General features: G+C 28.6%; 26 protein-coding genes and 1 riboswitch. Of the genes, 8 read left to right on the top strand and 18 right to left on the bottom strand.

Annotation, left to right across the window (positions count from 1 at the left end; genetic code table 11):
• Window positions 1-19 precede the first annotated feature (19 nt).
• Genes BUA48_RS02410 through BUA48_RS02400 form a run of 3 tightly spaced genes read left to right on the top strand, consistent with a single transcriptional unit; the run spans window position 20 to window position 2,585 of the window.
• Window positions 20-772 (top strand): ABC transporter ATP-binding protein, encoded by a 753-nt coding sequence (locus BUA48_RS02410; protein ID WP_072829698.1) that lies wholly within the window; start codon window positions 20-22, stop codon window positions 770-772.
• A 31-nt stretch (window positions 773-803) separates the two neighbouring features.
• On the top strand, window positions 804-1,547 hold the full coding sequence (locus BUA48_RS02405; RefSeq protein WP_072829697.1) for an ABC transporter permease: 744 nt from the start codon (window positions 804-806) through the stop codon (window positions 1,545-1,547).
• A 36-nt stretch (window positions 1,548-1,583) separates the two neighbouring features.
• Window positions 1,584-2,585: an ABC transporter substrate-binding protein gene (locus tag BUA48_RS02400; RefSeq protein ID WP_072829696.1), complete on the top strand. Its 1,002-nt coding sequence runs from the start codon at window positions 1,584-1,586 to the stop codon at window positions 2,583-2,585.
• Between the two features lie 49 nt (window positions 2,586-2,634).
• Here the strand turns inward: BUA48_RS02400 and BUA48_RS02395 are convergent, their stop codons facing one another.
• The 9 genes from BUA48_RS02395 to BUA48_RS02355 form a co-directional block, all read right to left on the bottom strand.
• Window positions 2,635-4,167, bottom strand: coding sequence for an MATE family efflux transporter (locus BUA48_RS02395; protein WP_084666015.1), 1,533 nt, complete (start codon window positions 4,165-4,167; stop codon window positions 2,635-2,637).
• A 594-nt stretch (window positions 4,168-4,761) separates the two neighbouring features.
• On the bottom strand, window positions 4,762-5,370 hold the full coding sequence (gene thiE, locus BUA48_RS02390) for a thiamine phosphate synthase (RefSeq protein ID WP_072829694.1): 609 nt from the start codon (window positions 5,368-5,370) through the stop codon (window positions 4,762-4,764).
• 17 nt (window positions 5,371-5,387) lie between these two features.
• The gene (gene thiM / locus BUA48_RS02385; protein ID WP_072829692.1) at window positions 5,388-6,182 is read right to left on the bottom strand and encodes a hydroxyethylthiazole kinase; all 795 of its coding nucleotides are present in this window, start codon (window positions 6,180-6,182) and stop codon (window positions 5,388-5,390) included.
• Between the two features lie 88 nt (window positions 6,183-6,270).
• On the bottom strand, window positions 6,271-7,074 hold the full coding sequence (thiD, locus tag BUA48_RS02380; protein ID WP_072829690.1) for a bifunctional hydroxymethylpyrimidine kinase/phosphomethylpyrimidine kinase: 804 nt from the start codon (window positions 7,072-7,074) through the stop codon (window positions 6,271-6,273).
• Window positions 7,075-7,141: 67 nt separating this feature from the next.
• A riboswitch (TPP riboswitch) is annotated at window positions 7,142-7,253 on the bottom strand.
• A 119-nt stretch (window positions 7,254-7,372) separates the two neighbouring features.
• Window positions 7,373-8,815 (bottom strand): DEAD/DEAH box helicase, encoded by a 1,443-nt coding sequence (locus tag BUA48_RS02375; RefSeq protein WP_072829688.1) that lies wholly within the window; start codon window positions 8,813-8,815, stop codon window positions 7,373-7,375.
• Between the two features lie 225 nt (window positions 8,816-9,040).
• Window positions 9,041-9,220, bottom strand: a complete 180-nt coding sequence (locus BUA48_RS02370; protein WP_072829686.1) for a hypothetical protein — start codon at window positions 9,218-9,220, stop codon at window positions 9,041-9,043.
• An 89-nt stretch (window positions 9,221-9,309) separates the two neighbouring features.
• Window positions 9,310-9,906, bottom strand: coding sequence for a TIGR04100 family radical SAM protein (locus tag BUA48_RS02365; protein WP_072829684.1), 597 nt, complete (start codon window positions 9,904-9,906; stop codon window positions 9,310-9,312).
• A gap of 17 nt (window positions 9,907-9,923) precedes the next feature.
• Window positions 9,924-10,439 carry a TIGR04002 family protein gene (locus tag BUA48_RS02360; RefSeq protein ID WP_072829682.1) on the bottom strand — a complete coding sequence of 172 codons (516 nt, stop codon included), beginning with the start codon at window positions 10,437-10,439 and terminating at the stop codon, window positions 9,924-9,926.
• Window positions 10,432-11,268 carry a pyridoxamine kinase gene (locus BUA48_RS02355; RefSeq protein WP_072829680.1) on the bottom strand — a complete coding sequence of 279 codons (837 nt, stop codon included), beginning with the start codon at window positions 11,266-11,268 and terminating at the stop codon, window positions 10,432-10,434. The genes BUA48_RS02360 and BUA48_RS02355 overlap by 8 nt, the downstream gene beginning before the upstream one ends.
• Before the next feature lie 410 nt (window positions 11,269-11,678).
• Here BUA48_RS02355 and BUA48_RS02350 point away from each other — a divergent pair, with 410 nt between their 5' ends.
• Together BUA48_RS02350 and BUA48_RS02345 are read left to right on the top strand one after the other, a co-directional pair.
• Window positions 11,679-12,611, top strand: a complete 933-nt coding sequence (locus tag BUA48_RS02350) for an ABC transporter ATP-binding protein (protein ID WP_072829678.1) — start codon at window positions 11,679-11,681, stop codon at window positions 12,609-12,611.
• Between the two features lie 17 nt (window positions 12,612-12,628).
• Window positions 12,629-14,302 (top strand): ABC transporter permease, encoded by a 1,674-nt coding sequence (locus tag BUA48_RS02345; protein ID WP_072829675.1) that lies wholly within the window; start codon window positions 12,629-12,631, stop codon window positions 14,300-14,302.
• A 91-nt stretch (window positions 14,303-14,393) separates the two neighbouring features.
• On the opposite strand, the gene BUA48_RS15875 is transcribed toward BUA48_RS02345, so the two are convergent.
• The gene (locus tag BUA48_RS15875; protein WP_278336829.1) at window positions 14,394-14,525 is read right to left on the bottom strand and encodes a CPC_1213 family protein; all 132 of its coding nucleotides are present in this window, start codon (window positions 14,523-14,525) and stop codon (window positions 14,394-14,396) included.
• Between the two features lie 77 nt (window positions 14,526-14,602).
• The gene (locus tag BUA48_RS02340; protein WP_072829673.1) at window positions 14,603-14,980 is read right to left on the bottom strand and encodes a cupin domain-containing protein; all 378 of its coding nucleotides are present in this window, start codon (window positions 14,978-14,980) and stop codon (window positions 14,603-14,605) included.
• A gap of 326 nt (window positions 14,981-15,306) precedes the next feature.
• Here BUA48_RS02340 and BUA48_RS02335 point away from each other — a divergent pair, with 326 nt between their 5' ends.
• Window positions 15,307-16,035 (top strand): tRNA 2-thiocytidine biosynthesis TtcA family protein, encoded by a 729-nt coding sequence (locus BUA48_RS02335; protein ID WP_072829671.1) that lies wholly within the window; start codon window positions 15,307-15,309, stop codon window positions 16,033-16,035.
• A gap of 184 nt (window positions 16,036-16,219) precedes the next feature.
• On the opposite strand, the gene BUA48_RS02330 is transcribed toward BUA48_RS02335, so the two are convergent.
• The 5 genes from BUA48_RS02330 to BUA48_RS02310 form a co-directional block, all read right to left on the bottom strand.
• A complete protein-coding gene (locus BUA48_RS02330) occupies window positions 16,220-17,245 on the bottom strand; it encodes an ABC transporter substrate-binding protein (protein ID WP_072829669.1) in 1,026 nt (341 codons plus the stop codon).
• Window positions 17,246-17,271: 26 nt separating this feature from the next.
• A complete protein-coding gene (locus BUA48_RS02325; RefSeq protein WP_072829667.1) occupies window positions 17,272-18,090 on the bottom strand; it encodes an ABC transporter permease in 819 nt (272 codons plus the stop codon).
• Window positions 18,080-18,847: an ABC transporter ATP-binding protein gene (locus BUA48_RS02320; RefSeq protein WP_072829665.1), complete on the bottom strand. Its 768-nt coding sequence runs from the start codon at window positions 18,845-18,847 to the stop codon at window positions 18,080-18,082. The genes BUA48_RS02325 and BUA48_RS02320 overlap by 11 nt, the downstream gene beginning before the upstream one ends.
• 195 nt (window positions 18,848-19,042) lie before the next feature.
• Complete coding sequence (locus BUA48_RS02315; RefSeq protein WP_072829663.1) at window positions 19,043-20,227, bottom strand: pentapeptide repeat-containing protein; 1,185 nt, start codon at window positions 20,225-20,227, stop codon at window positions 19,043-19,045.
• 93 nt (window positions 20,228-20,320) lie between these two features.
• On the bottom strand, window positions 20,321-21,253 hold the full coding sequence (locus BUA48_RS02310) for a patatin-like phospholipase family protein (protein WP_072829661.1): 933 nt from the start codon (window positions 21,251-21,253) through the stop codon (window positions 20,321-20,323).
• Window positions 21,254-21,489: 236 nt separating this feature from the next.
• Between BUA48_RS02310 and BUA48_RS02305 the strand changes: the two genes are divergently transcribed.
• Together BUA48_RS02305 and msrA are read left to right on the top strand one after the other, a co-directional pair.
• Window positions 21,490-21,840, top strand: coding sequence for a DUF1622 domain-containing protein (locus BUA48_RS02305; protein ID WP_072829659.1), 351 nt, complete (start codon window positions 21,490-21,492; stop codon window positions 21,838-21,840).
• A 90-nt stretch (window positions 21,841-21,930) separates the two neighbouring features.
• On the top strand, window positions 21,931-22,488 hold the full coding sequence (gene msrA / locus BUA48_RS02300; RefSeq protein WP_072829657.1) for a peptide-methionine (S)-S-oxide reductase MsrA: 558 nt from the start codon (window positions 21,931-21,933) through the stop codon (window positions 22,486-22,488).
• Window positions 22,489-22,811: 323 nt separating this feature from the next.
• On the opposite strand, the gene BUA48_RS02295 is transcribed toward msrA, so the two are convergent.
• Window positions 22,812-23,624 carry a TerC/Alx family metal homeostasis membrane protein gene (locus BUA48_RS02295; RefSeq protein WP_072829655.1) on the bottom strand — a complete coding sequence of 271 codons (813 nt, stop codon included), beginning with the start codon at window positions 23,622-23,624 and terminating at the stop codon, window positions 22,812-22,814.
• Window positions 23,625-23,979: 355 nt separating this feature from the next.
• Window positions 23,980-25,317, bottom strand: a complete 1,338-nt coding sequence (locus BUA48_RS02290; RefSeq protein ID WP_072829653.1) for an APC family permease — start codon at window positions 25,315-25,317, stop codon at window positions 23,980-23,982.
• Between the last annotated feature and the right edge of the window lie 87 nt (window positions 25,318-25,404).

Genomic DNA, 25,404 nt, shown 5'->3' with positions numbered 1-25,404 from the left:
AAGGAGAATCTATTTTAAAATGTTAGATTTTAATGATATTTCTTTCAAATATAAAGACACCACAGAATACATTATAGAAAACCTAAGTTTCAAAGTTAACAAAGGTGATTTCATTAGTATTATAGGAGCAAGTGGTTGCGGAAAAAGTACTATTTTTAGATTAATAAATAATTTAGAATCACCTAACTCTGGAGAAATATTAATAGAAGGAAAAAACGTAAACTCTTTAAAATCTTTTATAGGGTATATGCCTCAAAAGGACTTATTACTTCCTTTTAGAAATATTCTTCAAAATATTTCTTTACCTTTAGAGTTACAAGGTAAAAGTAAGTGTGCTTCTCAAGAGATAGCTTTAAAAATGTTAACAGAATTTGACTTACATACCTATGCATTAAAATATCCAAAGGATTTATCTGGTGGAATGAAGCAAAGAATTTCTTTTATAAGAACACTGCTTACTGGAGCAGATCTTATGCTACTTGACGAGCCCTTTAGTGCTTTAGATGCAATTACTAAAATGACTCTACAGGAATGGATTTTAAATCAATGGCTTAATTTAGATAAAACTATTTTATTTATAACACATGACGTGGAAGAAGCTATATTTTTATCTACAAAAATTCTAGTTGTAAGTGATAAACCTATAAGAACATTGAAACATATAGATGTACCACTTCCTACAAATAGGACAAGGGATATGATGAATAACCCTGAAATACTTGAGTTAAAAAGTCAATTAGTTGAATATTTAAAGTCCAAAATATCTTTATAATGTATTTGCAAATAATTTAAAGGGTGATTTTATGAATAAATATAAACCTGCCATAATACTTGGCATGCTACTTTTAATATTTTGGGAAGCACTTGCTAGATTTATAAATGCAATGTATATACTTCCCTCACCAAGTGCTATTGTATTAAAAATATGGCAACTTAAAGAACCTTTATTTATGGTTCATTTACCTGCTACCTTGCTTGTAACCATAATGGGTATCTTTATAGCTGTACTTTTAGGTGTACTTTTAGCCATATTAATGAGCATAAATGACAAAATACAAAATGCTTTATATCCACTTGTAATCGCAACTCAAACAATTCCTATAACAGCCTTAGCTCCATTATTTGTGCTATGGTTTGGGTATGGTATTTGGAGTAAAGTTGTTGTAACCGTATTAATAACTTTTTTCCCTATAACCATAAGCTTTTATGATGGTTTAAGATCTACAAAACGTGAAATGGAAGAACTGCTATTGACTTACGGAGCTACTAAGAAACAATTGTTTTTCAAATTAAAAATTCCAAGTGCACTTCCTAGTTTCTTTACAGCTTTAAAAATGTCAATTCCTCTTAGCCTTATAGGAGCTGCTATAGGTGAATGGCTAGGTGCCCAAAGCGGACTTGGATATTTTAGCAAAAGAATGATGACTCAACTAGATGGAGCTGGGGTTTTTGCTCCAATAGTTATTTTATCTCTTCTTGCTATAGTTTTAGTTTTTGTAGTTAACATAATTGAAAATAAAGTTATAAATTGGAGAAATGAAATTTAATTTTAAAATAATCATTTTAAAGAAAGGACTATTATTATGAAAATAAAAAAATTATTATCCTTAGCATTATCCACTGTGATGTGTTTTTCATTATCTGCCTGTGGCACTTCTAGTTCCCCTAGTAATGATAAAGAAAAATCTCTAAAGGAAATCGATGTTATTTTAGATTGGTATCCTAACGCTGTACATAGCTTCCTTTATGCAGCTATGGATAAAGGATATTTTGAAGAAGAAGGATTAAAAGTGAATCTTAAGTTTCCTTCTAATCCAACAGACCCTTTAGCTTTACCAGCTGCTAAAAAAGCTGACTTTGGTATATACTATATGCAAGACATTATCATGGCTAGAGCCAATGAAAAGGTACCTGTGAAATCTGTAGGAGCTATAGTTCAATCACCTTTAAACATTGTAATGTCTCTTAAAGAAAAAAATATAACTTCACCTAAGGATTTAGTTGGAAAAACTGTTGGGTATTCAAGTAATCCTCTTAGTGAAGAAATTATAAAAACTATGCTTGCAGATATAAATGAAGATCCAAATTCAGTTAAATTGATTGATGTAGGTTTTGAGTTAATGTCTTCTATGACAACAAAGCAAGTTGACGCTACTATAGGTGCCTTAGTTAATCATGAAGTGCCTGTTATGCGTAAAGAAGGACATGAAGTTGATTACTTCTCTCCTGTAGATTTTGGAGTTCCTAACTACTATGAATTAGCTTTTGTTACTAATGAAAATACTAGTGATGAACTAAGTACAAAATTCCTTAAGGCTTGTGAAAAGGGTTTTAAATACACAAAGGAAAACCCTGATGAAGCTTTAAAAATCCTTCTTAGTCATGAAGAAAAGGAAAACTTCCCATTAACTGAATCTGTAGAAAAGGAAAGCTTAGATATGCTTTTACCTTTAATGGAAACTAAGGATTCAAAATTCTTAAACCAAGATGAAAATGTATGGCAAAATAATATTGATTGGTTAAAAGAAAAAGGGTTAATAAAAGAAAAAATTAATGTAAATGATATATTTAAAAACTTAATCTAATAATAAGGCTACCATACTTTAAATATGGTAGCCTTATTATTAATTTATTTTACACCTGTATTTTTTTCCATTTTCCACTTTTAAATCTTATAAATAAAAGTATTGCTCTAAATCCTACATCTATACCCATAACAAGCCATGCTCCAAATAGCCCCCAGCCTAATACTGATACAAATAAGTACGTTAAGGTTAACCTTACCCCCCATATACCTAGAACCGCAGCAACTAAGACAAAGGTTGTATCTCCTGAACCACGTAAGGCTCCTGAGAATCCCATGCTAGCTGCAAGGAAAGGTTGAGATATTGCTACAATTTTCAAGCACACTGTAGCTTGTTCAATTACAACTGGATCATCAGTAAATACCCTTAAGATAAGTTCTGGGAAGAAAAATAATATAAGTCCCATTATACTCATAAAAATAGTTCCCATTCCTACTGCCATAAAGCCACTTCTTTCAGCCATCTTCTCATCCTTAGCGCCTAAATACTGACCAACTAAACTTGTAGCTGCTAAGGCAAATCCAAAGCCTGCATTATATGATAAGGATTCTGCTGTACTTGCAACCCTATGAGCTGCATAAGTTACAGTACCTAAGTCTGCAATTATTCTGGCAAATAGTAGCATACCAAATCTCATTAAGAACTGCTCTATAGCTGCTGGAATTCCAACCTTAAACATTCTTCTAATTATATCTAAATTAAGTCTTAACTTCTTTTTCAAATTAACCTTTAGTTGTGATTTACTATTTAATATGAAATATAAAATCGTAAAACCAGCTATAACTCTTGATATAGAAGTAGATATAGCTGCACCTGATACTCCCAATCCAGCACCTGGAATAAATAATGAAATATCATCACTAATAAAAGGAATATTCAAGCTTATAGTTCTACTTGGGAAAATAAGCAAAAAGTTTCCTATTATATTTAATATATTAGCTGCCCCATTTATATACATAGGTGTTTTGGTATCACCTATACCTCTTAATACACCAGACATAATTATTGTAACTATCATAAATGGTAAGGCCATGTTAGTAATTTTAAAATAAGATACACCATCAGCTATAACATCTGCTTCAGCTCCCATTAATTTAATTATAGGAGTAGCTAACATCAACGCAAACACGGTGAAAAAAACAGCTAATCCTACACTTACAATTAAAGCTTGTTTAGCAACTTCCCCTGCTTCCTCTCTTTTTTTAGCTCCTATAGCTCTTGCTACAAGAGCTGTTGCTCCAACACTAATTGCAGCAAAGATTCCCAAAGCTGTATCAGTAGGTGTTTGACTTAATCCCACAGCACTAATTGCTATAGCCCCTAGTCTTCCTACCATAGCCATATCTGCAAAACCTAATAATGTTTGCATTACCATTTCCATAATAGCCGGTAGCGCTAATTTAAAAGTGTATTTAGCTAGTCCTTTTTTATCATAGCTATATTCATTTTCACACTCTCTCTGATTTTCTAAGCTCATCTCTACAACTGTTTCTTCGTGAGCATTACCTTCCTTAATATTTTCTGTAGTCATTCCCTCTGTAGTCTTTTTCTGTTTTTTTAAATCTGTTCCTCCCCTATTCATTATACTCCCCCCATATAATTTTTCTTATTTGTTAATTTATCACTTTAAATAATTATACATTCCCCAGGTATAATTATATTACAGTTTTCCTAATTTTTCAGTTAGTTTTCTAAAGTTTTTCTTAAAAATTTTGATTTTTTATAATTTTCAAATAATATTCCGAACATATAAGAACTAAGTTCCTTCTCAATTTATATATTACTAATCATAAATTTGATATGTATTCCTGCAATTTCAAAGTATATTTTTCCTTTTTATATAAATATTTAATTTTTGAATTAAATATTTCTGTTTTCTGTAACCTTTTTGTAACCATTATTCATATAATTTTAAGTTTATATGCACGATTTATATGATATACTATAATTGTAAATGTAGTATATCATACCTTAATAATACAAAATTATATTACATGCTGTTTTGTATATTTATTCACAGATATACAAATAGTATTATTCCTTACCCTAAATATAGAGCCCCTATTAATCATCTATATAACTACATCATATAGATGAATAATAAGGGTTCCTTTTTATACAACTTTAAAACTTATGTTTAATACATTATAAATATACCCCAATGTTGTATTTAAGTCTACAAAAGCTTTTTAAACTGATCACAAGTAACCTGGATATTATCACAATTTAAAATAGCTGAAACTACTGCAATTCCATCAATATTCTTTAATATTTCTGCTGTTAAATTCTCTGTTGTTATACCACCTATACCATACAAAGGTATAGACACTGATTTTCTTATTTCTCTTAAAGTTTCTAAGGACATAGCTGTTGCGTCACTTTTAGTTGAAGTGCTAAATAATGCACCAATACCTAAATTATTCGCTCCATTTTTCTCTGCATTTATAGCTTCTTCCTTATTATGTGCTGTTATTCCTATTATTTTATTAGGTCCTAATATTCTTCTTGCTACAGAGACTTCCATATCATCCTGTCCTAAATGAACCCCATCAGCATCAACAGCTTGAGCAACATCCACTCTATCATTTATTAAAAAAACAGCCTTATATTTATCACATAGTACCTTTAAAAGATTAGCTTCTTCTATCATTTTTCTAGTACTATTACTTTTGCTTCTATATTGGACCATAGAAACTCCAGATTTCAAGGACTCCTCTACTTTTTTTAATAATTCTTGAAACTCTATTCTATGGTCTGTAACTAAATATAACTTTTTACTATCCACAACTACACCTCCTAAATTTATTTTTTATTAAGCTTTCCAAAGGATTTAATATGATTAAGCTCTATTAAACTTATGTAATCTAACAGCTTAATTTTATAAGTTAAAAGCCCTTGATTTTCTTCTAAATCTTGAAGTGCCAATTCTCCACAGATACCAAAAGCTGTTACAGCTCTAAGTGCAGCTTCAAATCTTTCATTACTATTATCATACATAGCTAATGCTGTTGTTAAAATGGCACCTAGCATGCATCCTGTTCCAGTTAAATCACTCATTTTTTCAACACCATTAGAAACGAAATATGCTTCACAGCCATTGGTTACATAATCAACTTCCCCTGTAACTACTATTATACAATTCATTTCCCTTGAAAATTCATCTATTTTATCAGTAACTTCTTTACTTAGTTCATTATCTAAAGAGTCTATACCTATATGTTTTGTACTTTCTCCTATTAAGGTCTTAATTTCAGATAAATTTCCCTTTAATAAAGATATTTTATTATTTTTTATAATCTGAACACAAAAATCTTTTCTTAATTTAGAAGCTTGCACTCCTACTGGATCTAAAACAACAGGAGTATTATTTTCATTGGCTACTTTTATGGCTTTAACCACAGATTCCATTGTATAAGGTTCTAAAGTGCCTATATTTATTAATAATCCATTAGCCATAGAAGTTATTTCTTTTATTTCTTCATGATGAGTTGCCATTAAAGGCTTTCCACCATAGCATAAAGTTATTTGCGCTAAATCATTCATAGTAACATAGTTAGTTATTATGTGAATCATAGGTGATACTTTATTCTCTATCATTATTAATTCCCCCTACTTAGTAGTAATTCTATAATTAACTACAAGTTCAATTATATATAATCGCTTCACTTTCAAAGCCTACCTTGAATTATATAAGACCAGACTTTTTATATAGCTCATAAAAATGATGTGTTGGACCAACACCTTTACCTAGTTCAAATCCATGCTCAATTGCAATAGTGATATATTTTTTACCCTCTGTAACTGCTTCCTTCATTGTCATTCCCTTTGCTAAATTAGCTGCAATTGTTGAAGATAAAGTACATCCTGTACCATGAGTATGAGTTGTATCTATTCTTTCTTGAGGGAAAACATAAAATTCTTCTCCATCATAAAGCAAATCTGTTGCCTTTTCTTTTAAATGTCCACCTTTTACCAAAACAGCTTTAGGTCCCATTGCTTTTAAAAGTAAAGCTGCTTCTTTCATTTCTTCTAAATTTTCAATTTTTCTATTTAATAATTCCTCTGCTTCTGGCAAGTTAGGTGTTATTAAATCTGCAATTGGTATAAGTTCCTTTATTAAAGTTTCCTTAGCATCCTCTGATAGTAATTTAAATCCACTCTTAGAAACCATTACAGGATCTAATACAACTGGTGGTAAATTTTTAATAGCTCTTAAACTTTCCCCTATAGCTTTAATAGATTCTATTTTAGAAACCATACCTATCTTTACTGCATTTACTTCTATATCATCAAAGATAACTTCTATTTGCTTTTTTATTATCTCAGGATCAATATCCTGAATTCCAAATACACCTTGAGTATTTTGTGCCGTAATCGCTGTAATTACGCTCATTCCGTATACCCCATTAGCAGAAAAAGCCTTTATATCTGCTTGTATTCCTGCTCCTCCACAGCTGTCTGAACCCGCAATTGTAAGTGCATTAATCATTTTCATCATCCTACCTTCACTAATTTTTATAAAATAAAAAGGCATAGCCTAGAGCTACACCTATAGTTATTGTAATTAAAGGCTTCCCTACGCTGGCATTAACCAGATCAGGTTTAAGGGTCAATGGATTGCTATGTCCAAAATCTCAGCTAGCTATACTAGCTCCCCTAGCATTTGTCTAATATTTATTTTATATTTAAATGTTACTACTTTTTCTACATTTATTCAATATTTATTTGAAATCCTTATTATATGTACTACAAAATTTTAGCAATTCATTAAATTGCCTATATTTTCATTAGTTTTTTGCTTTACTCACTCTTACCTTCTTACCCTTTACAACCACTTCTTTATATTTTTTTAATAATTCCTCTCCTTTGCCATTTAAAATGTCAACATAGGAATGATTATCTTTAATATCTATTATTCCAACATCCTGTGCAGTTAAATTATCTAAATGACTAAAGGCACCTAAAACATCTAAATTTCTTATTTTCTTTTTCTTTCCTGCACTTATGTGTATTTTAGTAACATCCTTATGTATATTAACTTTCACCTTATTCTTATTTTCCAAAAGATCCTTTTGGAGCTTTTTAACTTCACTTTTACCTAACTTAACTTCTTCATCATTAAAGTCTTCTATTTTATTTATGTTATATCCTATATATTCCTCTATTTGATCTATGTACTTTTCTTCTTTGCTAGATACAAAGGAAATAGCTCTTCCTGCTTTATTTCCCCTTCCTGTCCTACCTATTCTATGTATATAACTTTCTTTCTCCATTGGAATTTCATAGTTAAATACATGAGTAATATGATCTACATGTATTCCCCTAGAAGCTACATCCGTTGCAACTAAAATATTAAATTCCTTATTTTTAAGTTTTTCCATAGTTTTTAGTCTATCTTTTTGCTCCATATCTCCATGAAGTTCTTCTACTAAAAACCCTTCTCTTTTCAAACCTAAAAAGACCTCTTTTACCTTTTCTCTTGTATTACAGAATATTATAGCTGCTTCTGGTTTAACAGCATAAATACTGCGCCATAAAGTTTTAAACTTATTTTTTTCTTCAACTTCTAGTATTTCTTCGCATATCTTATCTCTATTAAAAACCTTGGATACTACATTTAAATTTATAGGATCTTTCATATAAGACTTAGAAAGATTTTTTATCTCCGAAGAAATAGTTGCTGAAAACAAGGCTGTTACCTTTTCACTTGGAACTTCTTTTAGAATATCTTCTATTTGCTCAACAAAACCCATATTAAGCATTTTATCTGCTTCATCTAAAATCATAAATTTTATATTATTAGTCTGCAAGGTCCCTCTATTTATATGATCAGTTACTCTCCCTGGAGTTCCTACTACAATATGTACTCTTTGCTTTAATTCATTTGCTTGCTCTTCAAAGGATTGTTTTCCAAATACCGCAACCACTCTTACCTTTTTTAACCTTCCTATATTAGATAAGTCATCTTTTATCTGCAAAGCCAACTCTCTTGTTGGAACTATAATAAGAGCTTGAACATTTGACTCTTCAATTTCTATGTTTTCACATATAGGTATACCAAAACTAGCGGTCTTTCCACTTCCCGTTTGAGATTTTACAACAATATCTTTATTTTGCAACAAAAGAGGTATACTTTCTTTTTGAACCTCTGATGGTTCTTCAAAACCTAAGTTCTTAAGCGCCTTTAAAATGTTGTTATCTAATTTAAATTCTTTAAATCCTTTATCCATAAATTGCTCCTTATACTTAAATATCTTTTACTATACCATAACTTTAAACTTTAATCTAATTATCAAAGGTAAATTCATATTAAAACATAATACTATAAATTTACCCATAGTTTTATTTTTCTTAATTATACTACTATATACCTCTAAGATAAAAATCTCTAAAAATAAAAAACTATTGCACAAAATTCACTTTACTATTATTTTTGCGCAATAGTTTAATTATTATTATTTTAAAGATTGATCATTAACCCACTCATAGGTTTTATCATTTCTCTTATTCTGAGCATAAGCACCCACCTTAACTCCATTTATTATACCTAAATCTGAATTGTCCTTTGGATGCATTTTTCTTAATTCTGCATTTGTTTTATCTCTATCTTTTAGTCTATTTTTATTATTGTGCATAATGTCCTCCTTTTCATTTTAGAATAATAAATTTATAAATCTAGTATTCTCTTAAGGAGATTTTTTATCCTAGTATATTATTTAAAGATTTATTGTTTTTCTCTTATTCTTAAAGGTATTTCCAAGGATTTAGTTAAAGTTTTACATCTTTCTATTTGATCCTTACTTATATCATCTACTATTGAAAACTGAACTTCTTTTACATACTTTTTAGCTTCCTTTGCAAAAGAAAGTAAACTTTCAAAGGATTCAATTCCAAATTTAGGCTTACACAGTTCAAAATACTCTTCCTTAGAAGGTGCATTCAAGCTTATAGACACTTCATCAACAATATTCTCAAGCATTTTAGCTGTATTTTTCTTATGAATAAGATCACCTAATCCATTTGTATTAATTCTAATTTTTATAGGACTTATAGATTTTATATATTTAGAAATCTCAATTACTTCTTCTATACGTTCCAATGGTTCTCCATATCCACAAAATACAACTTCTGAATACTTAGATAAATCATGTTTCTTAAAGTCATTTAATATTTCCTCAAGGCTTGGCTCTCTTTCAAGCCACAAACTTCCACTTCCATTTACTTCATCGCCCTCATTCCTCAAACAAAATGTACAATTACATGGACAACGATTAGTAATATTCACATAAAGACTTTTTTCTATTTCATATAAAATTATCATTATTATTCCCCCAAATATTATTGTTTATTTAATACTCTACTTTTAAATTTAATTTTATCTAATATATAAGCACATGTAATAAAAACAACTCCACTTCCTATAGGTTGAATAAAATCCATAATTAAAGTAGCTAACGGCGCTAAAAAGTTACCTGTTATTATTACAGAGGCTATATAATATCCTAAGACTCCAGTTATTCCAGCTAAAAAAACTGCAATTATATTTTTAGTACATAAAAATTTTTCACATTTAGATGTAAAAAATGTAACTAAAATAGGTTTAATTATAACTGTAGGAATTATCCATATCATTGCACCTGAGAGCATATCTGCCATACCAGCTCCTAAAGCTGCTGCAATCATAGCATAAGGCATAGGTAAGATACATGCAGCTAAGTATATAAAGGTATCGCCTAAATGTATATATCCTCCATTTACTGTTGGTATATGAAAAAGATACGCTGTAGTTAAGCAAACCATAGCCGCAAACAAAGCCGATAAAACTAAATTTTTAGTTTTCTTATCCTTATTCATTAATTATCAGCTCCTTTAAGAAAAACTCATAACATATTCCCTCTCTTCCAGGAATATCAAATTTATCAGTGTAATCTATAGCTTCTTCTATAAAGTTACTAGCCTTTTGTACAGCTACAGTAAAATCAATTCCCCTCACAGTCATACCACAAACTATTGAAGAAAATATATCTCCTGTTCCACTATAAGATCTTTGATTATATTTAGCTTCAGTAATAAAAATTTCATCCTTTTCTTTATCATAAGCTAAATTATGAACTATATTTTCTTTTACAATTCCTGTTATAACAATTTTTTCAGGTCCCATATTTCCTATATCCATTGCTATAGATTTTATATCTTCTAAACTTAACTCTTTTATATTCTCATAATTTAATCCTGTTAAAATACATGCCTCAGTAAGATTAGGCGTAACAATATCCGCTATTTTAACTAGTTCTTTCATTTTATAGCACATCTCATCATTATAAGTACCATATATTTCTCCATTATCACCCATTACAGGATCTACAAAAATCATAGCTTCCTTATGCTTTTGTATAAAGTTAGCAACAATATCTATTTGCCTTTCTGATCCTAAAAATCCCGAATAAATACAATTAAACTTACTATGAAGTTCCTCCCAACACTTTTCATATTTTATCATCTCATCCGTAAAATCAAAAAATGTATATTTAGGATAGCCTGTCTGACAAGAAAGTATTGCCGTTGGAAAAGGGCATGTTTGTAACCCTAATGTTGCTAATATTGGAATTGCAACAGTTAATGAACATTTTCCTAAACCAGACATATCATTAATAGCTACAACTCTCTTTATTTTCGAATTCATACGTATCCTCCAAGTGTCTATTACTAAAATCACTATATTTATCCTTAAGAAATATCTCTTTAACTTAAGGTTAAAATTTCCTCTATCTTTAAAATATATCATAGAAAGTATAAAAATCAAGTGTACCGATACAAAGCTTACTTTATATTATATATGTTAACTTTCTTTTCAAAAACTACATTTAGAGTTAGTTTTATTTACTTCTTAAGTTGGATCTTTATGAAATGTACATAAAATACATATAAATTCTTACGACTTTCTTAATACCCTTAAATATTTCTTATAATACCCTTACATCACAGTGAATCTTTATTAAAATTACCATATATTTGTCCATTCTATATTTTATTATAATATTTTCTCTTGTATAATGAAAAAAACAAGTTAATTAAATCAAATGAGGTGAAGATATGTCCACAGTTTTAGAATTGAAAAATATTAGTAAAACAATTGGCAAACGAAAAATAATTGATAATCTTTCTTTTTCAGTAATGGAAGGTGAGATTTTCGGTTTCTTAGGCCCTAATGGTGCTGGTAAAACAACTACAATTAAAATGATAACAGGATTACTTAAAATTGATGAAGGTGAGATATTAATTTGTGGTAAGAATGTAAAAACAGATTATGAAGCTGCCCTATCTAATGTAGGTGGTATAATAGAAAATCCTGAAATGTACGGATATTTAACTGGTAGAACAAACTTAGAGATTTTTGGTCGTATGCACGGAGATATATCTAAGGAGCGAATAGATGAAGTAATTGATATGGTTAAGTTAAATAATCGTATTGATGAAAAGGTAAGAAAATATTCCTTAGGTATGCGTCAACGTTTAGGGGTAGCTCAAGCCTTACTTCATAAACCTAAGCTTCTTATTTTAGATGAACCTACAAACGGATTAGATCCTGCTGGTATTAAAGAACTACGTGATAATCTTAAAACTCTTGCTAAAACAGAAGGTTTAGCAGTATTAGTTTCTAGTCATCTTTTAAGTGAAATGGAACTTATGTGTGATAGATTCGGTATTATAGATAACGGTAAAATAATAGATGTTAAATCCTTAAATGAACTTACAAACTCTAAGTCTGATGACATCATAAATTACACTATAGAAGTTAGTGATGTAGAGGAGTCTGTCGATATAATTAAAGGACTTATAAAGGATTTAAATATAAGTACACATAAAAATAAATTACAGTTAAGTGTTTCTAAAACCGATATAGCTAAAATAAACAAATCACTAGTAATAAATAGCATAGATGTTTATGAAATTTCTCATGCTTCCGCAAGCTTAGAAGAAAAATTCATGGAAATAACAAAAAGTGCTAATCATCAAATATCTTAATTAAGGGAGTGTTTTAAATGAGTAAATTTAAAAATCTTATGAGAAATGAATTTACAAAGCAATACAAGAAAATAAGTATCGTAGTTCTTACTGCCTTACTATTATTGTTTGCTGTTTGTATGCCATTCTTATTTAAATATATGGAAAATAGAGAATTTAGCTCTAATTATCATTTAGATAACTATAGACATCAAATTTCTTTTTATGAAAGTGAAATATCTTCACTTAAAAGCAAAACTGATAATCTATCAAAGTTAAATTTAAAATTTAATGAGCTTAATGTAAAATATAATAACTTTTTAATTGATAATGATATTAATTATAATAATTGGCGTAGTGAGGTTGCAGATGCTGCCTTTACTAAAGAAAACATGGCTTTTGCTATTAATGCTTTAATTGAAAAACATAGCGTAAGTGATATTACAAAATTTGTTTATTTGGCTCAACCTGAAGAATTAATGGAATTATCTCAGTTAAGTAATGAAGAATTAAAAGCAAAAAAAAGTGAATTTGAAAAAGATTCCAATAGATTATACGAAAACATAAAAAACAATGACTATAAATCTTACTTAAAAACTTCTGCTGATTCTTATAATAAAACTTTAGGGGACCTTAAGACTTCTCTTAAATCAGCTGAAGATGAACTAAAGAAGGATCCTAAAAATAGCTCTTTAGCTAGAAATGTAGAAACAACTAAAAATCAAGTTTCTATGCAAGAAGAATTAATAAAAATAATTAAATTTAGACAAGATCATGATGTATCTCCTGATAGAAATGATTGGAGAGACGCTACCTTAAGCAACATAGTTTATTGTTCATCTGCTAAATATGAACTTCCTGCTTTAGAGGAGGAATTTAAAAGCAACTATGCATATGAAATACAAAATGGTTTAACTTATGAAAAATATTTAGAAAATCATAAAAACCGTGTTCAAAAAAACAAAGAACAAATTGAATTAAATTGGTATAGTTTAAATAATAATATGCCTCAATTAGGTTTTGCTAAGGATGCTAAAAATACTATTAATTCCATTTATATTATATACGTTTCTGCTGTTGTTTTCTTATGTGTAATGATTGCAGGTAATATTGTATCAAGTGAATATTCTAAGGGAACTATTAGACTTCTTATATTAAGACCAGTTTGTAGATGGAAATTACTACTTTCTAAATTATTACTTGTACTTTTAAGTGGATATGTATTATTATTTTTATGCGTAGCTTTAACTACCTTAAGTAGTGGAATAGCTTACGGCTTTAATAGCCTATCTACACCAATCTTAAGCTATGCTAATAACGCTATTGTGGAACAAAGTTTCTTTAGTTATTTTATGCCTACTTTATTATTTGCTAGTATAAGCTTAATATTTGCTATCAGTCTATCCTTTGCTATATCTACTATAGTAAAAAATACTGCTTTAGCTGTTGGAGGAACTATGTTCTTATACTTAGCGGGACTACCAATCTCTGTATTTATGGCACAATTTAAAGTAACGTGGATAGCTTATACTCCACTACCTTATATTAATTTATCAAGTGTTTTACCTGGTTCTTATACTGTGTCATCCTTTGCTCAAAACTATGGAATAGATTTATTACCGAATGTAGGCGCTATAGAATTAGTAGTATTATCTATTATATTTATATTAACTTCTTTTATAGTATTTAATAAACAAGACGTTAAAAACTAAGCTTTTGAAATAAAGACTTTTATAAAATATACAATTAAAGAGGCTTTCACATTATGCATATATTTTGCTTATGTGAAAGCCTTAACTTTAATTATTCTTTATCTGCTGTTTTAGATTTTTTTGCTGTTCCATCATTAAATACAGCCTTTGCACTCTCAACTCTTGGATCATGATTTATATGTTTATGAGTATCTGTCTTTGATTTTTTCATTTTATTTCCCATAATAATCACCTCACTTAAATATATCTTTTCTCTTAAATGAAATTTTTATTACAAGAAACAACTGGTACTTAGTTATATTATTTATTAAGCTTTAAATTTGCTCTTGAAACTGTTCCTAAATCAAATATTACTACTAATTGCATTTTAAATCTTTCTATAGCAAATAAACTATGAGGAACATTAGCTGGCATAACTATAGTTTCTCCTTTCTTAACTATAAAGGTTTCTTCTCCAATACTTATCTCAGCTTCTCCATCTAAAATATAAACTAAAGCATCTCCTCCTGCACTATGTGTACTTATTTCTTCCCCTTTATCAAAAGCAAATAAAGTCATACTCATAGTTCTACCCTGTGCTAAAGTTCTACTTATAACTCTTCCCTCTTGATAATCAACTAAAGACTCCATCTCTAAAACTTTTCTAAAATCTATATTTTTAATTAATTCTTTACTCATTTATATCACTCCTTAACTTTAAATTTATACTCATATTATAATTCATAATCTCTTTAAGTTACGTAACATAAGTTACTATTCCATTTATTCTTTTAATTTTTAATTAATCATACTTTCTATAGATTATCATGCTTTCTATTTATAAATTTCAAACTTATTTCTACAAATATCAAGATTAGATATAAACATATTCTTTGACAAAAAACTATAAACTACCTACTCATTGTTTTATATAATTTCATTATCTACAATAATAATGTGGATATTTCACTGTTGTTACTATATTATATACATATATTTATTTTTATATTTTATGGAGGAAACAAATGCAAAAACTTTTAAGCAAAGCTCGTCAAGCTATAAAAGAATTTAATTTAATAGAAGAAAATGATAAAATAGCTCTTGGTCTTTCTGGTGGAAAGGATAGTTTAACACTTTTACATATATTAAAACGATATCAACAATTTTCCCCTGAAAAATTTGATTTAATAGCCATAACATTAAATCCTGGAGCTGGAGCTGATTTTTCCCCTTTAAGAACCTTATGCGAAGAATTAGATGTACCATTTTATGAAATAGAAACTAATATTATAGATATTGTATTTGAAAAGCGTAATGAAAAAAATCCTTGTTCTCTTTGTGCTAACCTACGTAGAGGAGCCTTGAATGATCACGCTAAAAAATTAGGTTGTACAAAGGTTGCCTTAGGACATCATAAAGATGATGCTTTGGAAACCTTCATGCTTTCTTTATGCTATGAAGGAAGAATAAATTGTTTTTCCCCTAAAAGTTATATGCATAAAAACGATATAACCTTAATTCGACCTATGGTATATATCGAGGAACATGAAATAAAACGCGCCGTTAAAGATTATAATTTTCCTGTAATTCAAAATCCTTGTCCCGTAAATGGAAAAACTAAACGTGAGGATATGAAAATTCTTATTAAGGATTTAAATACTAAGATTCCAGGCTTTAAGAAAAGTCTTTTTAGTTCTTTAAATAATTCTGAGCAATTATTTATTTGGGATCATGATTCAATTAAAAACTCTTAGCTGCAACTTAAACAAGGTGTAATCATATGTTTTGATTACACCTTACTTTTTCTCATATTAATGCTTAAGTTTTATTTTCCCTCTTCTACTATTTATATAAGTTTTAAACTTAATGTTCAGAAGAACTTTTTTTAATATTTCTTAATCTATACTTAAATACAAATTTATCTTTTATATTTTCTTTCTATTTAACATTTTGCATAGTTTTTTCTGCAAATTTTGTTGTTACTATATCATTATAATTTTGTCTCTTATCTAATTCCCCTGCTGTATCTATAACATCCATTAGATGATTTAAACTATCTTCCTTTAATACAGGGTTATCACACCAAGCATCTATATCCTTGTATCTTTGAACTACAGTTACCAAATCTTCTTTACTTATTTCAGTAAAATATGGTGCTATTGCTTCAGCTATTTCTTTTGAACTATGATTTTTAACATATAGTTGACCTTTATAAATAGCATTAGTGAACTTTTGAACTATCTCTTCATGATCTTTCATATATTTATTTGTAGCACTATATGCTGTGTAAGGTATTTCTCCTGATTCCTCTCCTATAGAAGCAACTATATAGCCATTTTTTTGTTTTTCCATTGCTGTTGCAGCTGGTTCAAATAAAGTAACATAATCCCCTTCACCAGCAACAAAGGAACCTGCCATAACATTAAATTGTACGTCAGTTCTTACATTAGCTTCTCCACTTGCTGTATTTTCACCTATTTTAACACCCTTATTTTTTATAACATATTCTAAGGTCATTTCAGGAACTCCACCTTTTCTTCCACCTAAAATTTCCTTACCTGCTAAATCTTCAATTTTAAAGTTCTTTTCATCTTTTCTTGATACTAAGAAGCTACCATCTCTTTTAGTAAGTTGAGCAAAGTTAACAGCATAATCTTTGCTTCCTTTATTGAATACATATATAGAAGCTTCAGGTCCCATTAATCCAATATCTACTTCTCCTGAAACTAAAGCCGCCATAGTCTTATCTGCTCCCTGCGCTGCCATAAGCTCTATATCTAATCCTTCTTCCTTAAAGAAACCTTGACTCATTGCCACATATTGAGGGGCATAAAACACAGAGTGAGTAACCTCTGCTAATTTTACTTTAGTTAGCTCTCCACTCTTCTTATTACATCCTGTAAATATCATTGGCACTACCAATAAGGTAGCTAACAATGGTATTATTTTTTTTATCTTATTCATATTCTCACCACCATAATTTTGTATTTTTAATTGTTATCAACATTGTTTTTAGACTTATATATTTTTTCTATAATGTTTACAATTTCGTACATTACAAGAGCACATACTGCTAGTACTACTACTCCCATCATGACTAAATCTAATCTAAATACTTGACCACCATACACAATCAAATATCCTATACCATATCTAGAAACTAAGAATTCACCAACTATTACACCAACCCAAGACATCCCTATATTAATCTTTATTATATTTATTATATTTCCTATATTGGCTGGTAAGATTAATTTGGTTAATATCTGTCTTTTATTAGCTCCAAAGCTTCTTAGCATTTTAACTTTCTCTTCATCTACATTGATAAAGTAATTATATGCAGATAAAATTGTTGTAACTACAGATATGGTCACAGCTATTACTACTATACCCTTTACTCCTGCTCCAACCCAAACTATAATAATAGGAGCCAATGCAGTTTTAGGTAAGGCATTTAATACTACTAAGAATGGATCTAGGATTTTAGCCACAAGCTTAGACCACCAAAGTGATATAGCTACAATTATTCCTATTACAGTACCTATAGTAAACCCTAGGATTGTTTCCCAAACAGATATGCCTATATGTCTAAAAATCTCTCCATTTGATAAATATCCTATAAATAGATTAACTATATCTGATGGTTTACTAAATAAAAAGGTATCAATAACACCAATTCGTGCAAACACTTCCCACAAAGCTAAAAAAGCTATTAATATAAATATTTGCCAAAAGAAAACCTTTCTTTTTTCCCTCTTTTTACACTTTAGAAATTCTTTAAAACTTTGTATTGATTTTTTATCCTTCATTTTTCTCTTCCTTATTATAAACATCTAAATCTTTCCATAGTAAATCAAAATAATCCTTAAATTCTGGAGCTTTACGTGCAGAAAGAGGTGTTTTTTCTTCATTTAATGTTAGTTCTATATCATAAGTGCTTTTTATTTTAGCAGGTCTTTTTGATAAAACTGCTACTTTATCTCCCATAGAAATTGCTTCTGAAATATCATGGGTAACCAAAATTGTTGTTTTCCTTTCTCGCTTTATTATCTTAGTTATATCATCACTAACTAAGATTCTAGTTTGATAGTCTAAGGCTGAAAAAGGTTCATCTAAAAGTAAAATATCTGGGTTTATAGATAAGGTTCTAATTAGAGCTACTCTTTGTCTCATACCACCAGATAATTCTCTTGGATATCTATTTCTAAAATCCCATAAATCATAGGCCTTTAATAAACTTTCTATCTTTTCTTTAGCTTCATCTGTTAATTTCTTTTGTATTTCTAAGGCTATAGTAATGTTATCCATGATGGTTCTCCATTCTAAAAGATGATCTCTTTGAAACATATAACCTATTTTCCCTTTAATCTCAACATCTCCAGAGGTTGGTTTTAAAAGCTTAGTTAAAATATTTAGCAATGTCGATTTCCCACTACCTGAAGGGCCTAATAAAGCTAAAATTTCCCCTTCTTCAACTGTGAAGTTTACATCTTTCAAAACTTGAAGTTCTCCATCCATTGTATAGAAATTCATGTTTAAATCTTTTACTTCTACCATCGAAGCCATAGTATGTCACCCCCCTAAGGTAATACTTAAATGGCTATATTTATTTAGCACTATATTCCATAATATTACTTATAAGTAAAATAAGTTCTATTTTATATTAAATACAGAATATAAATTTAAATAAAAAAATGATAGTCCCAATTGTATTCATCAGAACTATCATTTATTAATTCAACTTCACTATTTTCTTCTATATTATCTCACTATCTTTCTTGTTAGTGCTCCAATACCTACACCCATCATAACAACGCCCAAAAGCATTTCTAAACTTTCTAAAATAAGGTTTATTTGATTTGATTGAATAAATTCATTACCTACCCCAGTAAACATAGCTATACTAGCATTTACACTATTATTAAATTGTTTTAGTATTTCAATAAAGGAAATACCACTAAGTCCTGTTGTAGAGTACTGAACTAATGTATTATCTATTTCTATACCCGTAAATAAAAATGCTACTGCAAAGATCAAAATAATACAACTTGAAAATATTAAAGCATATTCAGGACGTTCACCATATCCACAACTAGCAAAGTATAACCATGAGGTAAACTTAGGAATAGGTTTTAATACTTTTCTCTTAACTACGTTACATAAGTAGTAGTACTCACCGAAATTATTTGTTAAATTGTTTTCTTTGAACTTATTAGCTATGGTTTCATAAACCATATATAACCCTTCATACTCCTCTTTAGTTTTTTCTCTTATAGGTATTTTATCAAAAAAACTTTTTTCATCTAACTTGCTTGTTCCTAAATCTCTAAATTCTAAATCTTCAATATATGTTGCTAGAAACTTTGCTCCTGTTAAGTTGCTATCTATAATAATAACCATTTTTAAAAAGCTTTCATCTATTATCACATTGCTTAAGTCAGTTTGTTCAAAATTAGTATTTTCTACATTGCAATTATCAAATATACAAAAAGCTAAATTGGAATTCAAAAACTTAACATACAAATTGCAGTTTATGAATTCACAGGAAAAATTGTCATATTTATTTAAAGAAGGTATCTCTTGATGACTTTCCTTTAAAAAAGTGCAATTTTCAAAAACAACTCCTCCATGACTAAATTCACACTCTTCAAAAATACATCCTATAAAGTTACATTTAGTAAATTTTATATTATTAAATTTACACCTATAAAACCTTACACAAACTATATCCTTATTACATAATTCATAATAATCCTTTTCATCTTCTATACCATCATGTCCAAAGCATTGATTTTCCTCTGTCTTATAGCTATTCCAAGGACTATACTCTTTTAATATACTTTGATCGTCAGTAAAAGTTTGAAATAATTTCTTATTATTTTTTCTTCTTTTCTCTAATTGTCCTTTACACTTAAAGCGTTCTTCCTTAAAATTTATATATGCCATTACTACAACCTCTTCTTAAAATTTATATCTTTATATTGTGTAGTTTTCCATATTTAATACTTCACTTATATTAAGAAAGAATTAACCCATAATTTATTTATTTAAAATACCTTTAATAAAATCCTTTATTGTCTTATTATTTTTATTCTCTAAGGATGAATTTTCTCTTTCTTTCCTTATTATTTTTTGTTCTTTATCTTTTTCTTTATCTATAAACCTTGTAAGCTCCATCAATGGCATTAAAGTACTCATAGTATCTTCATATCCTATTCTCATTCTTCTTTTACTCATATCCTTATTAAACTCTAAAGTCCCTTCAAAATCTCCTTCTTCTATAATACTTGGTATAATCTCGATTATAGAAGTATTGGGGAAATTTCTTTTATTTATTGTACTTTCCTTGGATAAATGAATTATAATTATAATATCACAGTGCTCTCCATATACTACTTGAAGTGGTACATTATCAACTATACCTCCATCTAAATACTGTACTTCATCAATCTTTTCACATTCATATATCATAGGTATTGCAGAGGTTGCACACAAAACTCTTTTTATGGTTTCCAAATCACACTCATTTAATTTAAAATATTTAGGTATTAACTCAGGAACTTGAGTACAAGTTACATAACATGTTTTCTCATTATCTTTTACAATATTAAAATCTATTTTTTCCATTATAAGATTAAGACTTTCCCTTGAAATATTTCCACCTGAAATTATTCTTGGCATATATTTTTTAATAAAAGCTGCTTTTTTCATTCCTAGCTTTAATAATATCTCTCTAAAACTTAACTCTATATGATTTGTAGGTAACATCTTTTCCTTTGTTATTTCACCCCATATATTCTCTGCAAACTCTATATTATTTATCATGAAAAGAACTGCATTCAATGCTCCCACTGAAGTTCCTGATATAACTTCTACATATTTATATATACCAAGTTCTTTTAAGGCCTTCCAAGCCCCAACTTGATATGCTCCTCTAGCGCCTCCACCAGCTAAAACTAATCCTATCTTCATTACTCATACTCTCCTAATGTCTGTATTTCTATTATATAGTTTTACCATTTTTTACTTAGTATAAACTTCTTTTTATATTAATTCTATCTTATGTTTACTCTATAATGCAATGTGATAATAATAGAGTTTATATTATTTAAAATATGAAACAATTTACCTTATTTAACTTAAGAATTTATTTTTTTATACTGGTTAAACTACTTATTGATTATTTACAATTAAGGAGAAGTTTTTATATGGAAGAAGTAATATCAAAATTTGTACCTATTATAGTTCACATATTAGAGATTATGGGTATTATAGTTTTAACAATAGGAGCTTTCAAAGCTTTTTTTCATTATATTAAAGGTTTATTTTTTATGGATTCTTATGCTATAAAATATCAATTTGCTAATTCCATGGCTATGGCACTAGAGTTTAAACTTTCTGCCGAGATTTTAAAAACAGTTTTAATTAGAAGTTTAAATGAAATATTGATTTTAGGCTCTATATTTTTACTCAGAGCTCTTATGACTTTAGTCATTCAAAGAGAAATGAAGGAAGACATGGAACTTAGAAAAAACTCCAATGGTAAAAACCCTATATAATCTAACAATAATTTCTTATTAGTTAAATACACTATTGAATAATAGTTATTTTTCATGTTAATATAAAAAAAACATATGGAGGATATTATTATGGCAAATAAAAGTTACAAAACAGCGGTTTTTGCAGGCGGTTGCTTCTGGTGTATGGTTTCTCCCTTCGATGTATTAGAGGGTATTATAAAAGTTACTTCTGGTTATGTTGGTGGGCACTTAGAAAATCCTACATATTCTCAAGTAAAAGCTCAAGAATCAGGACATTATGAAGCTATAGAGGTAGTTTACGATCCTGAACTTATAAATTATACTAAATTATTAGATGCCTTTTGGAGGCAAATAGATCCTACAGATGATGAGGGACAATTTCAAGACAGAGGACCTTCTTATAGAGCAGCTATTTTTTATAACTGCGAAGAAGAAAAAGAATTAGCTGAATCCTCTAAAGAAGCTTTAAATTCTTCTGGTAGATTTGATAAACCTGTAGTAACTAGAATACTCCCTTATAGCACATTTTTTAATGCTGAAGATTATCATCAAAACTTCTATAAAACTCATTCAGATGAATATAAAAAAGATCGTGCTAAATCTGGTAGAGATGAATTCATCTCAAAATACTGGGGAGATGACTATTACAGCATTTATGAAGATTAATTTTCTAATTACTAATTTATAAATACTAGGTATTATTAAAACCTTAATAATACCTTAGATAAAAACAAGGTTCTTTATTTATTAATTATTGGACATGTAGTTTCTATTTTTTATAATAAACTTTGCTTACTATAAATTTTATTATAATCTCAATTATAATTTACATTACAATAAATATAAATTTAAAGTTAATGAAAGTCCTTATATAACATACTTTCATTAACTTTTTCCGTTACTTAATAAAAGATATAATTAAAAACATAAACCTATAAAACTTATATTTATGTACAAATTTACCTTTCTGCAAATCATATCTATAAAGTTTAATCAAATATAAATGAAATTAAAATACTCGTAAGTAGAATCATTAGTATTATTAAAATTGAAGCTATATTTGATATACATAAATTAAAAAATAATCCCATTAGCTTAACTCCAGTAAACATAAGAATAAAAGCTACCCCATACTTAACGTATTTAAACATATTATTTAATTTAGCAAGTAAAAAATACATGCTTCTCAAACATATTACTGCACATATATTAGACACGTACACTATGGTTGGATCTGTTGTAATAGAAAATATAGCAGGTATGGAATCTATTGCAAACATTATATCGGATAATTCAATTATTATTAATACTGCTAAAAGCGGTGTAGCATATAGCTTATTTCTATTTTTAACAAAGAACTTATCCCCTACGAAATTATTAGTAAAAGGAATTATTTTTTTAAGTATTTTAATTATTTTACTTTGTCTAAAATCCTTAACTTCATCCTTTTTAAAGAATATATTCAGTGCACTAATAAATATTATAATTCCAAAGATATATAATATAGAATGAAAACCGTTAACAACCTTTACTCCTAAAAAAATAAATATCATTCTAAGTAACATTGCAACAAAAATACCATAATCTAAGACTCTAGCCTCTGCATGCATACTTAATCCAAAACTATTAAATACCATAAGAAATAAAAATAAATTATCCATACTTAAGCTCATTTCAATTATGTATCCACCTAAAAATTCTACTGCTGCCCTCTCTCCTCTTAAAACAAAAATAAGAACATTAATTGCTATTGCTATTGCAACCCATAAAACAAAGTTTCCAAAAGCTTTACTCACTTTCATAAAAAATCTCTCCTTATAAATACTATACATAATATTTATATGACGAGAGCTTGCCGTATATTTATTTTTTTTGTTTTTCTATATAAGTTCTAATTAAGCTCTGTATTTGCATTACTATTTATCTTTCTTTTATAAGGAAAGTTAATTCTAAATATAGTAATGCTTGCGAACTATATTTAAGTTCTAATTAATATTCTACATTTCTAATAATAGTAGCCTTTATTCTATAATGGATATTACCTCTAAATATAATAAAGGTTGTGCATTAGAATATATATAATTAAAAAGAAGTTATTGATTACGAACTTACATTCAATAATACAATAACTTCTTAAACTAAAATAAATAGAAGGGTTTAAATTAATTCCTTTATTTTGTTTTGGTTCTTCTTACAGAATAATACTCCTGCAATTAAAACAACACCACAAATTGCAGCATATATAAAGAATAAAGGATTGCTTAAGCTACCAATTAAAATAATTAAGGATCCAATTGTGGCTAATATAGGGTTTATCTTTCCTCTAAATAATCCTTTTATTTCACCCTTTACTCCCATTTTAAATACCTTAGCATATAATAAAATGTATAATACATAGTTAACTGTAATAGATATTTCCGATATATCTGAGTTTGGTAATAATCCAAACTTTTGAGTTACGTAGTGTCCAACTGTCCATAGTAAACATAAACCTAAAGCTATTAATGATGATACAACAGGCATTCCTAACTTTTCATTTACCTTTGATACCTTTTCTGCCTTAGGGAACATATTTCTAATAGCAAGTGAGTAAGGCATTCTTGTCATACCTAAAATAAGTCCATTTATAGTTCCCATTATAGATATAATTACAAAGATTAATATAAGTTTAGCTCCAAAAGCTCCAAATATATTATTTGCTGCAACATATACATGCTCATCACCTAAAGCCATTACCTGCTCTGGTCCTACATAAGTACTAATTCCTACAAAGTATAATACATATATAGCAAGTATAAATAATGGTGCCATTACAAGAGCCTTAGGTAAGTTTTTCTTAGGATCTTTAATTTCATGACCTATTGATGTAGCAATAATCCATCCATCAAAAGAGAAGGCAATAGGTGCAATAGCTGCTATCCATCCTGTAGATTTCATTTGAGTGATATCTGTAATAGAAATAGTGCTAACATCTCCAAAAATCATACCAGCTATAGCTATTAATATTAATGGAATAAGCTTTATTATTGTAGATGCATTCTGGAAGTATCCACCTAATCTAGCTGATAAAATATTAGCTGTATATAAAAGTAACATAATTATAATTCCTATGAATAGTTGAATCTCAAGTGTAGCTTCAATATTAAATAATATACATGTATATATACCTGCAACCCATGAAATTACTGATACTAAGGTTGGAAAATATAAAAAAGTATGAAACCATCCTAATGAACAAGCTATTGGTTTATTATAACAGTATTCTCCATAAGTTATAATTCCTCCAGCTTCTGAAGTACGTGATGCCAATTCAGAAATACTTAAGCTTCCAAAAATAATTCCTATTGCAGCTATACAAAATACTAGCACCCCTAAACTTATACTTCCTTCTGTTGCTACAAGAATATTATCACTTTTAAAGAATATTCCCGACCCAATAACAATTCCTACTATCATCGCAACGGCCGTAGGTAAACCGTATTCCGTCTTTTTCATTATTCATTCCCCCAAACTCCATATTATCCTTTAGTTGTTACTAAAGAAGTTATTTTGTATAATATACCATAGTTTTTTTGAAATTTA

The sequence above is a fragment of the Clostridium collagenovorans DSM 3089 genome, from assembly GCF_900130005.1.
GTDB lineage: Bacteria > Bacillota > Clostridia > Clostridiales > Clostridiaceae > Clostridium_D > Clostridium_D collagenovorans.
Note: the sequence above shows the minus strand (reverse complement) of the source record. Positions and strands in the feature narration are given on the sequence as shown.

Excerpts from the sequence above, each read along its gene's own strand:
- BUA48_RS02410 (WP_072829698.1), top strand. The coding sequence starts at position 20 with ATGTTAGATTTTAATGATATTTCTTTCAAATATAAAGACACCACAGAA.
- BUA48_RS02405 (WP_072829697.1), top strand. The coding sequence starts at position 804 with ATGAATAAATATAAACCTGCCATAATACTTGGCATGCTACTTTTAATA.
- BUA48_RS02400 (WP_072829696.1), top strand. The coding sequence starts at position 1,584 with ATGAAAATAAAAAAATTATTATCCTTAGCATTATCCACTGTGATGTGT.
- BUA48_RS02395 (WP_084666015.1), bottom strand. The coding sequence starts at position 4,167 with ATGAATAGGGGAGGAACAGATTTAAAAAAACAGAAAAAGACTACAGAG.
- thiM (WP_072829692.1), bottom strand. The coding sequence starts at position 6,182 with ATGATAGAGAATAAAGTATCACCTATGATTCACATAATAACTAACTAT.
- thiD (WP_072829690.1), bottom strand. The coding sequence starts at position 7,074 with ATGATTAATGCACTTACAATTGCGGGTTCAGACAGCTGTGGAGGAGCA.
- BUA48_RS02375 (WP_072829688.1), bottom strand. The coding sequence starts at position 8,815 with ATGGATAAAGGATTTAAAGAATTTAAATTAGATAACAACATTTTAAAG.
- BUA48_RS02370 (WP_072829686.1), bottom strand. The coding sequence starts at position 9,220 with ATGCACAATAATAAAAATAGACTAAAAGATAGAGATAAAACAAATGCA.
- BUA48_RS02365 (WP_072829684.1), bottom strand. The coding sequence starts at position 9,906 with ATGATAATTTTATATGAAATAGAAAAAAGTCTTTATGTGAATATTACT.
- BUA48_RS02360 (WP_072829682.1), bottom strand. The coding sequence starts at position 10,439 with ATGAATAAGGATAAGAAAACTAAAAATTTAGTTTTATCGGCTTTGTTT.
- BUA48_RS02355 (WP_072829680.1), bottom strand. The coding sequence starts at position 11,268 with ATGAATTCGAAAATAAAGAGAGTTGTAGCTATTAATGATATGTCTGGT.
- BUA48_RS02350 (WP_072829678.1), top strand. The coding sequence starts at position 11,679 with ATGTCCACAGTTTTAGAATTGAAAAATATTAGTAAAACAATTGGCAAA.
- BUA48_RS02345 (WP_072829675.1), top strand. The coding sequence starts at position 12,629 with ATGAGTAAATTTAAAAATCTTATGAGAAATGAATTTACAAAGCAATAC.
- BUA48_RS15875 (WP_278336829.1), bottom strand. The coding sequence starts at position 14,525 with ATGGGAAATAAAATGAAAAAATCAAAGACAGATACTCATAAACATATA.
- BUA48_RS02340 (WP_072829673.1), bottom strand. The coding sequence starts at position 14,980 with ATGAGTAAAGAATTAATTAAAAATATAGATTTTAGAAAAGTTTTAGAG.
- BUA48_RS02335 (WP_072829671.1), top strand. The coding sequence starts at position 15,307 with ATGCAAAAACTTTTAAGCAAAGCTCGTCAAGCTATAAAAGAATTTAAT.
- BUA48_RS02330 (WP_072829669.1), bottom strand. The coding sequence starts at position 17,245 with ATGAATAAGATAAAAAAAATAATACCATTGTTAGCTACCTTATTGGTA.
- BUA48_RS02325 (WP_072829667.1), bottom strand. The coding sequence starts at position 18,090 with ATGAAGGATAAAAAATCAATACAAAGTTTTAAAGAATTTCTAAAGTGT.
- BUA48_RS02320 (WP_072829665.1), bottom strand. The coding sequence starts at position 18,847 with ATGGCTTCGATGGTAGAAGTAAAAGATTTAAACATGAATTTCTATACA.
- BUA48_RS02315 (WP_072829663.1), bottom strand. The coding sequence starts at position 20,227 with ATGGCATATATAAATTTTAAGGAAGAACGCTTTAAGTGTAAAGGACAA.
- BUA48_RS02310 (WP_072829661.1), bottom strand. The coding sequence starts at position 21,253 with ATGAAGATAGGATTAGTTTTAGCTGGTGGAGGCGCTAGAGGAGCATAT.
- BUA48_RS02305 (WP_072829659.1), top strand. The coding sequence starts at position 21,490 with ATGGAAGAAGTAATATCAAAATTTGTACCTATTATAGTTCACATATTA.
- msrA (WP_072829657.1), top strand. The coding sequence starts at position 21,931 with ATGGCAAATAAAAGTTACAAAACAGCGGTTTTTGCAGGCGGTTGCTTC.
- BUA48_RS02295 (WP_072829655.1), bottom strand. The coding sequence starts at position 23,624 with ATGAAAGTGAGTAAAGCTTTTGGAAACTTTGTTTTATGGGTTGCAATA.
- BUA48_RS02290 (WP_072829653.1), bottom strand. The coding sequence starts at position 25,317 with ATGAAAAAGACGGAATACGGTTTACCTACGGCCGTTGCGATGATAGTA.